General features: G+C 53.7%; 9 protein-coding genes and 1 pseudogene. 8 read left to right on the top strand and 2 right to left on the bottom strand.

Features of this window, described 5'->3' with window-relative positions:
* The first annotated feature begins 57 nt into the window (after positions 1–57).
* Both fmdA and M2298_RS20135 read left to right on the top strand, forming a co-directional pair.
* Positions 58–1,239, top strand: coding sequence for a formamidase (gene fmdA / locus M2298_RS20140; protein ID WP_122964887.1), 1,182 nt, complete (start codon positions 58–60; stop codon positions 1,237–1,239).
* 46 nt (positions 1,240–1,285) lie between these two features.
* Positions 1,286–1,594 carry an FmdB family zinc ribbon protein gene (locus M2298_RS20135; RefSeq protein ID WP_280649010.1) on the top strand — a complete coding sequence of 103 codons (309 nt, stop codon included), beginning with the start codon at positions 1,286–1,288 and terminating at the stop codon, positions 1,592–1,594.
* A gap of 771 nt (positions 1,595–2,365) precedes the next feature.
* Here the strand turns inward: M2298_RS20135 and M2298_RS20130 are convergent.
* Positions 2,366–4,249, bottom strand: coding sequence for a helix-turn-helix domain-containing protein (locus tag M2298_RS20130; protein ID WP_122964890.1), 1,884 nt, complete (start codon positions 4,247–4,249; stop codon positions 2,366–2,368).
* Between the two features lie 242 nt (positions 4,250–4,491).
* Here M2298_RS20130 and M2298_RS20125 point away from each other — a divergent pair, with 242 nt between their 5' ends.
* Genes M2298_RS20125 through M2298_RS20100 form a run of 6 tightly spaced genes read left to right on the top strand, consistent with a single transcriptional unit; the run spans position 4,492 to position 11,162 of the window.
* Positions 4,492–6,078 (top strand): ABC transporter substrate-binding protein, encoded by a 1,587-nt coding sequence (locus M2298_RS20125; RefSeq protein WP_280649009.1) that lies wholly within the window; start codon positions 4,492–4,494, stop codon positions 6,076–6,078.
* Between the two features lie 31 nt (positions 6,079–6,109).
* Positions 6,110–7,027 carry an ABC transporter permease gene (locus M2298_RS20120; protein ID WP_280649008.1) on the top strand — a complete coding sequence of 306 codons (918 nt, stop codon included), beginning with the start codon at positions 6,110–6,112 and terminating at the stop codon, positions 7,025–7,027.
* Positions 7,028–7,037: 10 nt separating this feature from the next.
* Entirely contained in the window at positions 7,038–7,949 is a 912-nt protein-coding gene (locus tag M2298_RS20115; RefSeq protein WP_173599849.1) for an ABC transporter permease, read from the top strand.
* A gap of 14 nt (positions 7,950–7,963) precedes the next feature.
* Entirely contained in the window at positions 7,964–8,977 is a 1,014-nt protein-coding gene (locus tag M2298_RS20110; RefSeq protein ID WP_280649007.1) for an ABC transporter ATP-binding protein, read from the top strand.
* A complete protein-coding gene (locus M2298_RS20105; protein ID WP_173599851.1) occupies positions 8,967–9,932 on the top strand; it encodes an ABC transporter ATP-binding protein in 966 nt (321 codons plus the stop codon). Before M2298_RS20110 ends, M2298_RS20105 begins: the two co-directional genes overlap by 11 nt.
* 48 nt (positions 9,933–9,980) lie before the next feature.
* Positions 9,981–11,162 carry a M24 family metallopeptidase gene (locus M2298_RS20100; protein WP_173596984.1) on the top strand — a complete coding sequence of 394 codons (1,182 nt, stop codon included), beginning with the start codon at positions 9,981–9,983 and terminating at the stop codon, positions 11,160–11,162.
* A gap of 183 nt (positions 11,163–11,345) precedes the next feature.
* On the opposite strand, the pseudogene M2298_RS20095 reads toward M2298_RS20100, so the two are convergent.
* A pseudogene (locus M2298_RS20095) lies at positions 11,346–11,507 on the bottom strand (GrpB family protein); the annotation flags it as partial.
* Positions 11,508–11,680 lie beyond the last annotated feature (173 nt).

Below are 11,680 nucleotides of genomic sequence, written 5' to 3'. Positions count from 1 at the left end.
TGCTTCCATCCTTCACTGAGCAGCACTCATTCTACAGCAGATAAAGGAGGATGCAGCATGCCAGAAGTATTATTTCGCGTCGACTTGAACAAACCGATGGAGGAACAGGATACACCCGGACACAATCGATGGCATCCTGACATTCCCGCGACAGTATCCGTCAATCCCGGAGCGGTTTTCCGCATCGAATGCAAAGACTGGACGGATGGACAAATCAGCAACAACGACGATCCGTCAGATATACGCGACGTCAACCTCAATCGCGTGCACGTGCTGAGCGGGCCGATTTGGGTCAACGGAGCACAGCCTGGCGATCTTTTGGTCGTCGATATTTTGGATATTGGAGCGTTGCCGCAATCGGAATGGGGCTTCAACGGCATTTTCGCCAGGGAGAATGGCGGCAGCTTCCTCGTCGATCACTACCCGACAGCCGCGAAATCGATCTGGGATTTTCACGGCATCTACACCTCTTCCCGCCACTTGCCGGGAGTCAAATTTCCGGGGATTCTCCATCCCGGCCTGATCGGAACGGCGCCGTCTCATCAGCTGCTGGATCGCTGGAACCGCAGAGAACGCGATCTGGTCTTGACCGATCCGGAGCGCGTGCCGCCGTTGGCGAATCTGCCCACCCCGCACAGTGCTGTTTTGGGCAGCTTGAAGGGAGCCGAGTTTGAGCGAATTGCGCGGGAAGCGGCTCGTACCGTGCCTCCCCGCGAGCACGGCGGCAACTGCGATATCAAGAACTTGTCCAAAGGGACGAGAATTTACTTCCCTGTCTATGTGGAAGGCGCGAAGCTGTCTATGGGCGACCTGCACTTTTCGCAAGGGGATGGAGAAATTACGTTTTGCGGCGGCATCGAGATGGCGGGCTGGCTCGACTTGCATGTCGACGTGATCAAGGGCGGCATGGCGAAGTACAACATCATCAACAATCCGGTGTTCAAGCCAGGCCCGGTAGAGCCGCACTTTACGGAATACCTCGTGTTTGAAGGAATTTCCGTACACGAGACGACCGGACAGCAATTGTACATGGACGCGCATGTTGCCTATCGCAACGCTTGCCTGAACGCGATTGAGTATTTGAAAACCGTGATGGGCTTTACGGGCGAACAGGCGTACATGCTGCTGGGAACCGCGCCAGTGGAGGGACGGATCGCCGGAATCGTCGACATTCCGAACGCTTGCTGCACGATTTCGATCCCGACCAGCATCTTCGACCGCGATATTTTGCCGAGGTAAAAGGCGACCACCGAGCGGAAAAATTGCCGAAAAAGGAGCAGAGACGATGCCGAGATACGACTATTTGTGCGAACAATGCGGCCCGTTTATCCAATGGTTGAAAATAAGCGAAGTGACCGAGTGCGTCGACTGCCCGGAATGCCAAAAGCAGTCAAAGCGGCTGTATTCCGCTCCGGGACTGATTTTTACGCCACAAGCACTGCGGCAAAGAATCGAGCGCGGCGTGGAGCCGAAAGTGGTGCAAAAAGAGTCGCATGGACATCACGGAGCGGGATGCAACCACGGACATGCACACGGGCAGCACGCACCTGCTCGCCAGCACGGGAGCAAGCGGCCTTGGATGGTGGGGCATTAGTTCGTCAGTTCGACAAGTGACGCATTTGTAAAAAAGTATGACTTGAAGCTTGCGATGGATGATTGTATCTGTAAACATGAAGCAACCTGAGTTCGATGAATGCTGAGCTCAGGTTGCTTCATGGATTTTTATTTCCTGTCTTCCTGACAAATTAATTTTTGATCCATAGACTGTTAAGTAGTAAAAAGTGGTAGTAAAGAATTGAGGGAATGATATAAATAAAGAATCCTTCAAAATCGAGTAATCTCAACAGGATGTTTCCTTTCGAGAACAAAGAGAAAAATAAGGCTACCATGATCCCCGATAGGATATATAGACCGACATTAAACCAATACCTTTTGACAAGAGAGGTAAATGCTATTCTACTTTCCATTTTCTCAATGAAGATGGAGAAAGGTATCCCGACGATTATCAAAAACGGAACCGAGTACGTGAGATATATAAGCAGTAAACTAAAGTATGAAAAGTAATATGTATTTGCTTCGCGCATATTCATTGGAGTGTATTCTATAAAAGCCAACAAGGCACAATAAAAAATAGCAGTAAATAGGGCTGATAATAGTTTGTTCACCTTTATTTCCCCCTTGAACCTACAACCGTAAGCGTTTCTAGAAAAAATGAAGTAACCTGAGTTCGTGATTCATTCAGACGGACAGACTCAGGTTACTTAACGTGTTTATTTGTTCCTGTCTATTTTACAGAGGGCAGCTCAGAAGCGAGACTCTCGCTTTTTTTCATAGCAAATCAACCATGACAGGCACACCAGCCACACTAACGGGCAGGCGAAAGCAACTGACTCATCCGCTGCTCGACTTGCACCTCCAGCAGCCCGTACACTTCGATCGCGAGACAGACGTCCATGAAGTGCTTGTTGACAGCCAGCGAGATACCGAGTATTTCCTCGATGCGCCTGATCCGGTAAATAAGAGTGTTAAGATGGATGTTCAAGCTTTGCGCCGTTTCTTTCATTTTCAGGCTGTTGGCTACATAGGCAGCAAGCGTTTGCAAAAATTCCCGTTTGCGCGATTTTTCATAGGAGAGGAGCGGCCCCAATACTTCCAGCACGTAGTCGGTCAGCTCGTCCGCACTGTTTTGCAAGAGCAGGCGCTTGCCTCCCAGCTCGCTGTAGCTGATGTAGGACGAGCCTGTTTTGTAATTTTTCAAAAATTGCAGGCACTTGACCGCTTCTTCCGACGATTTGTACACCTCGGAAAGCCCGCGCTTGACGCTGCCGATTCCAAAGGCTGCACGCAGCCCCCACTTTTTGTTCGCCACGTAGTCGGCAAACATTTGGCACTGTTCCTTCAAGTAGCGTTGAGCCTCTGCTTCGGCAACCGATTGCGGATAGGACAGCAGCAAAATGAGGTGATCGTGTCTGGCTACGATCAAGCCGTGCGGGAAGCGCTTCAGGAACAAGTCTGCCGCCAGCTGTGTCAAGTGTCTGCGTACCGTCAAAATCAAAGAGTACAGCTCGGCAAAGTCGAGCTTGTCTGCTTCGAAATGAATCGTCAGTACCTGATAAAACCGACTCGCATCCAGCTGCAAATGCTTCGCCTGCTCAGTCAGCTGCTCGCTCATCCTGCCCGCAAACAATTCCTCGATAAACTGCCCTTTCAAGTTTTGCTCGGTTTCAAAAATCGCCTGTTTCTTCACCAGCTCAAAGGAAATGACGGTGCTGGCATGCTCCAAAGCTGCGCGATCGACTTCTTCCAGCGCTTCCGTGGTGACGATGACGAGATAGCCGAGAAAATTCGCTTTCGCCCCGATCGGGAACAGGACGCAATCGATCAAGGTATGGGGCGCTTCCGGCAGCGGGAGCGAGGTCGCCTTGACGAGCAGCGGGTGGAGAAAAGCGCGGAGGTTGGCAAGCTGATTTTGCGTAGCTGCTGGAAGCGGCTCGACCGAAGCGACAATCAGTTCACCCGTCTGATCCAGCAACAGGCACGTTTTTCCCAGCAACTGATGCAAATACGTAAAGATCGCCTGCAAGCCTTCTCCGTGCAACACAAGTCGCGCCAGGTGCTGATGAATTTCCAGCGAGCGGTTCAGCAGCTGGTTTTGCCGATTCATTTGCACGTTCAGTTCTTCCAGCAAGGAAATCGAGTTTTCTTGCGCCCGGTACAGATTGGCTTTTTCCAGCGCGACAGCGGCTTGATGGGAGATCGCCTCCAAAAGCTGCAAATCTTCCGGCTGAAACGATTTGTGCGGGTGGAAGCAATCCAGCGTGATGACTCCGATGCACTCGCCGTTGGTCATGATCGGGGCACAGGCAGCTGAGTACGGAAAAATCGGATCGGCTGCCGTGAGCCTGGCCTGGTTGCCCGGTGACATGGTGCGCGTAGCCTGATAGACACTGTCCCGGTCAGGGAAATGCGTGCAAGCCTTGTTCAAAAAAGTGATGCCGGTCATCGATTCTCCCGGCTTGAGGCGGACGACGGAGAGAATGTCGTTGCTGCGCAAGAAAATGCTTTTGGCGACGAGCATGTCTTCCTCTGGATCGTACAAAAACAAATAGCCTTCATCCGCAGCTTCGATGACGGCCAGCGTCTCCCGCATAATCGTGTTGAAGACCATATCGAGATTCAGGGTAGAGTTGATCGCGTTGGACACTTGAATCAGCATTTGCAACTGTCTGTGACTCAGCTCTCGTTTCATAGGGCCACCCTTTTGTTTGCAAAATTTTGATAATCGCTTATGGAAGCTTCATCCAACTTTCATTATAGAAAATCCCGGGGGCAATGACTATGGCGGTCTCGCTTTTTTCGTTAAAACTTACAAGTTTTCCTCGCGAAATTCATAGAAACATACGTAGCAAGAAACAGTCACTTTGTTAAAATGTAAGTTAATTCGGAATTTTTCGTTATATCACTCCGAAATACAAGACGAGGGGGATGAAAATGTTACGAAAAAATCATTTGTTTCTGCTCTTGTTCATCTGTTTTACCGTTTTGCTCGCCGCCTGCACACCGGAGACGGCGGGCACCACGCCTACTGCGCCAGCCACTCCACAGCCTGTAGGCGGAACCGAAAACACCGTAGCCCCCGCTTCCGTTCCCGAAGAGCTGGTGATTGGCTTCGAGGCAGATGCTGCCACGATGCTGGCGAATACGGACGTGAACTACGTGACAGATATTCAAATTCGCAACATATACGATCCGCTCATCGACCGAGATGCAAAAGGCGCGTTGATTCCGGTCCTTGCAACGGAATGGAAAAACATCGACCCGCTCACATGGGAGTTCAAGCTGCGTCAAGGGGTGAAATTTACGAACGGCGAGCCGTTCAATGCCGAGGCGGTCAAATTCAATATCGACTACATTTTGGATGAAAAAAACAATTCGTTTTACCGCTCCAGATGGAAGGACGTCAAGGAAGTCAAAGTCATCGACGACCAGACTGTTCAAGTGATTACATCGCAGCCATTCCCGACGCTTTTGCTCAGGGTCGCCGATGATTTGTTGATTATGGCCCCGAAGCATACAAAGGAAGTCGGCCTGGAAAAAGCGGCTACAGACCCGGTTGGCACAGGCGCTTACAAATTTGACAAATGGACGCGGGACGATTCGCTCAAGCTGGTCGCCAATGAAGAATACTGGCAAGGAGCGCCGTCGATCAAGCGGGTAACCTTCCGGATTATTCCCGAGTTTAGCGCACGGCTGTCCGCTTTTCTCGGCGGGGAAATTCACTTGTTCAAAAACGTGCCGGTCGACTCGGTCGAGCGCGTAAAAAGCAGCGAAAACGGCAAGATCGAGCTGGTCGGATCTTCGCGGATCAACTATTTGGCGCTGAACACTTTTTATGAGGGGCCGCTGAAAGACAAGCGTGTGCGTCAGGCGCTGAACTACGCGATTGATGTGGACGAACTGCTGAAATCCGTGCTGAACGGAAACGGGACGAAGATGACAGGCCCGCTCTCCAAAGTCAATGCCGACTATACGGAGACGAAAGATTACGGCTACGATCCGGACAAGGCGGTTGCTCTGCTCAAAGAAGCGGGGATCGATCCGAAGACGTTGAAGCTGACTCTTGATACGCCGAACGGCCGCTATCCGATGGATACGCACGTCGCGCAAGCCATCGCTTCGCAATTGCAACGGATCGGGATTCAAGTAACCGTGCAGGCGAACGAGTGGGGGAACCATCTCGCGAAAATTCGCCAGCATGAAATGAAAGACATGTTCATTCTCGGCTGGGGACCTGCTTTTGACGCGCAGGGAACGATTGAGAACTTGTTTACGGAAAAAGCACCGTACAGCGGCTTTTACGACAAAGACGTGGAAGCGATGATTCAAAAAGCGTTGCCGATTTTCGATCCGGCAGAGCGCAAGAAGGCGTTTGACGAGCTGCAGCATCGTCTGGTGGAAGAAGCGGCTTGGGTGCCGCTCTGGCAGCAGGGCGACCTGTACGCGGTGGCCAAAAACTTGCAGTTTGCGCCAAGACCGGACGAGAAGTTCCTCGTGTTTGAAATGAAGTGGGGGCAGTAAGCGAAAGCCGTCTCATGGAAGGGGGGATACGATGCTCGATTATGTCATCAAACGAACGGGTCAAGTCGTAGTCGTCTTGTTCCTGGCACTGACTGCTGTCTTTTTCATCATTCGGCTGTCAGGCGATCCTACGGCGCTCTTCCTGCCGCCTGATGCCCCGCGCGAGCAGCTGGAACAGTTTCGCAAGCAGCTCGGATTCGATCGGCCTTTGCATGTGCAGTACACCGAGTTTATGACCAAAGCATTCCAGGGAGATTTCGGAACGTCGTTGCGGACGCGCGAGGATGCGCTGCAAATGGTGATCAACCGGATTCCGGCGACGTTTCAGCTTGCCTTTACCTCGCTCGGGCTGTCGCTTTTGATCGCGATCCCGATCGGCATCCAGTCCGCTTACAGGCGCAATACGTGGTTCGATCAGGCTGGAGTGGCCGCGACCGTGCTCGGTCAAGCGCTGCCAAGCTTTTGGCTCGGACTGATTCTGATTTACTTGTTTGCGGTCCAACTGCAATGGCTGCCGACAGGCGGGGGCGGCTCCCTGGTTCATTTGATTCTCCCGGCGCTGACTTTGGCGGCGTACAGCGTGGCGAGGTTTGCCCGGTTTACACGCTCCACGATGCTCGATGTATTGCGCAAAGACTACATCCGTACAGCCAAGGCGTCCGGTGTGCCGACCTACAAAATTCTCTCGGTGTACGCGCTGAAAAACACGCTCATCCCGATTATTACACTCGTTGCACTCGATTTGGGCGTGTTGCTCGGCGGGGCGGTGATTGTCGAGGTCGTCTTTTCCTGGCCGGGAATGGGGCGGTTATTGATGCAGTCTTTGTTGAACCGCGATTTTCCTGTCGTCATGGCCGGGGTCTTTTTGATCGCCTTTATTTACGCCGTCATCAATTTTGTCGTGGATCTGCTCTACGCTTACGTCAACCCGCAAATTCGCTTCAAATAGGGGGTGCCGCATGAATCAATCGACGCTGACAGAAGCCGCTGCGAATCCACGCCCTGCCTCACTTTCCCGAAAAAGGGAGCCAGCGTGGCGAACCTACATGCGGCGGCTGGTCAAAAGTCCGACAGGGCTGGCTGGCTTTCTCATCATTTTCGTAGTGGTCATCCTCGGCATATTCGGCCCGTGGCTTGCTCCTTACGATCCGAACCAGGCTGAATTTGCCAAAAAGCTGCTGCCGCCGCTGACGGATGGTCACCTGCTCGGGACGGATCAGTTGGGACGAGACATCTTTTCCCGGCTGATTCATGGCACGAGCGTGTCGCTTATCATCGGGAGCTGCACGGTCCTTTTCGCCGGACTGATCGGGACGATTCTCGGAGTCGTTGCCGGATACTTTCGCGGCTGGGCAGACATCATCATCATGCGCATTGTCGACGTCAAGCTGAGCTTCCCGTTCATTTTGCTTGTACTGGTCATCAATGCCGTGATCGGAGCGGGACTGCAAAATATCATTATCTCGCTCGTGTTCGCAGGCTGGATCGTCTATGCGCGTGTCGTGCGCAGCGAAGTGCTGGCGTTGCGCGAAAAGGAATTTATTTTGTCCTGTGTGGCGACAGGCGTCCCGCGCTGGGAAATCATCGTCAAGCATATCGTCCCGAATTTGTTTACGCCGATCATCGTCCTGTCGTCGTTGCAGATCGCTACCTACATCATTGCCGAGGCGTCGATCAGCTTTCTCGGCTTTGGCGTCCAGCCGCCGCAGCCAGCCTGGGGCAATATGCTCAGCGAAGGCAAAGACTACATTTTCAGCGCGTGGTGGCTGATTACGTTTCCTGGCGTCGCGATTGTCATGACGGCTTTGGGTGTCAATCTGTTCGGGGATTGGCTGCGCGATGTGCTCGATCCGGAACTGAAAGGACATTGAAGGAGGTGAGCAGCATGGGCAATCGTTCCCCGATTTTGGAGGTGCGACAGCTTCAAACCCATTTTCGCAGCGGCCATGGCGTCGTCAAAGCGGTGAACGGCGTGGATTTGACCGTATATGCAGGGGAAACGGTGGGGCTTGTCGGCGAATCAGGCTGCGGCAAGAGCGTTACATCGCTGTCGGTGATGGGGCTGCTCCCCAAGCCGGCCGCGGCGATTGTGGGGGGCACGATCCATTTTGCCGGGCGCGATATTACCCATCTCCCCGAAAAGCAGATGCGCAAGCTGCGCGGAAATGAGATGTCGATGATTTTTCAGGAGCCGATGACTTCGCTCAATCCGGTGTTTACGATCGGACAGCAGATGGCGGAACCGCTCAGGCAGCACACGAGTCTGACGAAGCGGCAAATCCGCGAAAAAATGGTGGAAATGCTGCAATCGGTAGGGATTCCCCGCGCTGGGCAAATCATCGACGAGTATCCGCATCAGCTGTCGGGCGGGATGCGTCAGCGTGTCATGATTTCGTTGGCGATGCTGTGCCAGCCCCAGCTTTTGATCGCCGACGAGCCGACGACCGCTCTGGATGTGACGATTCAAGCGCAAATTTTGCAGCTGATGAAGGAGATCAAGCAAAAGCAGCAAATGGCGATGCTGCTCATCACGCATGACCTCGGCGTCGTCGCGGAGATGTGCGACCGGGTTGTCGTCATGTACGGCGGGCAGGTGGTGGAGAGTGCGGAGGTGCGGACGATTTTTGACCAGCCGCGCCACCCGTACACACAAGGCTTGCTGGCCTCGATGCCAAATGCCAACGAGCGCAAGGGGGAGCTGAAAGCGATCCCGGGAAGCGTCCCGCGCCCGGATGAGGTCGGGCAAGGCTGCACCTTCGCGCCGCGCTGCTCGCAGGCGATGGAACGGTGCCGTCATGACAGGCCGCCACTTGTGGCTTTGCCGAGGCAGTCATGTCGCTGCTGGCTGTATGCGGGCGAGGAGGAGACTGCATTGGAGGAGGTGGCCCATGCGACCTGAGCCGCTTTTGGAAGTCAAGCATCTGAAAAAATATTATGAGTTGAAAAAGGGCTGGTTTTCGCCCAAGCAGCAGGTGAAAGCGGTCGATGACGTCTCGTTCACAGTGTATCGCGGCGAGACGTACGGGCTGGTAGGGGAGAGCGGATGCGGCAAATCGACGACGGGCCGGGCGATTTTGCGGCTGCAAGAGGCGAATGCGGGCGAAATCTGGTTTGCCGGGGAAAATGTCGCGCGATTGCCGTATGAAAGGATGCGCCGCCTCCGCCGGAGGATGCAGATGGTCTTCCAGGACCCGTACGCTTCGCTCAACCCGAAGAAAACGATCTTGCAAATTTTAACCGAGCCGCTGCGGGTGCACGGCCTGTACAGCCCGGACGAACGCGTGAAAAAGGCGAGCGAGATTTTAAAAATTGTCGGCTTGTCTGACTATCATCTGCATTCGTATCCGCACGAATTTTCCGGCGGACAGCGCCAGCGAATCGGGATCGCCAAGGCCGTCATCCTCCAGCCTGACCTGATTGTGGCGGATGAGCCAGTATCTGCGCTGGATGTATCGATCCAGTCGCAGGTGATCAATCTGCTGCTGCAATTGCAGCGCGAGTTTCATTTGACCTACATTTTTATTTCCCACGATCTGGGTGTGGTTCGCCACATCACGGACCGGGTCGGAGTCATGTACCTTGGCAAGCTGGTAGAACAGGCGCAGACGGAAAAGCTGTTCCAAGAACCGAAGCATCCGTACACACAGGCGCTTTTGTCTGCCGTTCCGATCACGCATCCAGACGATACGAGAGAGCGGATCATCCTCAGCGGCGATGTGCCAAGCCCGCTCGATCCGCCGCAAGGCTGCACGTTTCACCCGCGCTGTCCCGCGTGCATGGAGGTTTGCCGGACGGAAAAGCCGCCCGTCGTCGATCTGGGCGAGCACATCGTCGCCTGCCACCTGTACGCGTAAATCCCATTTTGCCGATCTGACCATTTTGAGAGAAAAGAGGAGATGTTCATGTTACTCGCGATTTCCAAAGCCGAAATTTTGCAGCGCCAGCAAACGTTTTTTGCCAAAGTCCAGGAGAAGCAGCTCGACTGCGCGATCTTGTTTGGGGTCACCGATATTTTTTATTTGACGGGCTTTCATTTCCACCCGACAGAGCGGCCGATCGGCTTTTTCATCGCACCGAATCAGGAAACCCATCTGTTCGTTCCTGCCCTGGAGCATGAGCACGCAGAAGAGTTTGCCTGCGTCGACAAGGTGCACTCGTATCCGGAATACCCCGGACTGCGCCACCCGATGGAGTATTTCAAGGACGCGCTCGTAGAAGCTGGCTTTGCGGGAAAACGCGTAGGGTTTGACGCAGATGGTTACGGCTCTTCGATGGGGTATCGCGGGCCGAAGGTGAGTCAGTTTTTGGAAGCAGAGTCGTTTGCGTCGATATACGGTGTCGTGGAAGAAATGCGCGTGGTCAAATCGCCAGCGGAAATCGAGCTGATCAAGGAATCGTGCCGCTGGGGCAACCTCGCCCACCGCTTGCTGCAAAAGTATTCGAAGCCGGGATTAAGCGAGATCGAGATTACGACTCGCGCCAGCTCCGAGGCGACGATGGCGATGATCGAGACGCTGGGGCCGGATTACAAGCCGCACGGCAACACGGCTTACGCGATTTTCCGCGGACAGGTAGGCGCGATGTCGGCCTTCCCGCATGCCGTGACGCAGAATCTCGTTCTGAAAAAAGGCGATACGCTCGTCACGGGGGCGGCAGGAGAAGTGTGGGGCTACCACAGCGAGCTGGAGCGGACGATGTTTGTCCAGGAAGCGAGCAAAGAGCAGGAAACGTATTTTCAATACATGCTGGAAGCCCAGGACGTCGCTTTTCAACACATCAGGCCGGGTATCCCGATGTCGCAGGTGGAAGAAGCTGTGCAAGCCTATTTTAAAGAAAAAAATATTCAGCATCTGACCGCACACCATACAGGACATGCAATCGGGCTGCTCGGTCATGAAGCGCCGTTTTTTGACCTGGGCGACCATACGATCATTCAGCCAGGCATGGTGTTGACCGTAGAGCCGGGAATATACGTGCGCGGCCTGGGCGGGTTCCGCCATTCGGACACGGTGGCCGTTACGGCAGACGGCATCGAGATGCTGACGTACTATCCGCGCGACCTGGCCTCGCTGATTTGCGTGTAGACGCCAGCCATTCGGCAAACGCATCATGTATGCACGAGAGGCATTTACAAAAGAACACCTTCGCTCCTGCTTTGGGCGAGGTGTTCTTTTGATGTTTGGCTGCGCTCTTTCTGAGGCCATTGCTTTTGGTTCCAAGGACAGTGCCAGATCATGTTTTCCTTCGACGTAGCCTGCGGGGTGCAGCATGTCGATAATCGGTTTGGCTTTCAGACCAGGAACAGCTGTGCTGCCGATATGGTGGATGGTGACGAGATTGTCTTGAAACACATTCCGCAGCAGTTCGGCCTCCTTGGCAAATTGTGCAGCCCAACGCGGGTCATAAGGATGTACTTCGATTTTTCGCACGACAGACTCATTCGTTTCGGCGGCGAGGTTATTTTCGTTCGTGACAGAAAAAGGCCCGGACTTTCTGGATGTGCCAAAGGGACTGACCCCCGTCCGTAGGACAGGGATCAAAACACCTTAGCTATTTAAGCAGCCAGTTGCCGAAATTGAATCGGTGACTGGTTGTTTAGTTT

The sequence above is a fragment of the Brevibacillus sp. 1238 genome, from assembly GCF_029892995.1.
Lineage (GTDB): Bacteria > Bacillota > Bacilli > Brevibacillales > Brevibacillaceae > Brevibacillus > Brevibacillus parabrevis.
The sequence above is the reverse complement of the archived record's forward strand: the minus strand, read 5'-3'. Positions and strand labels throughout refer to the sequence as shown.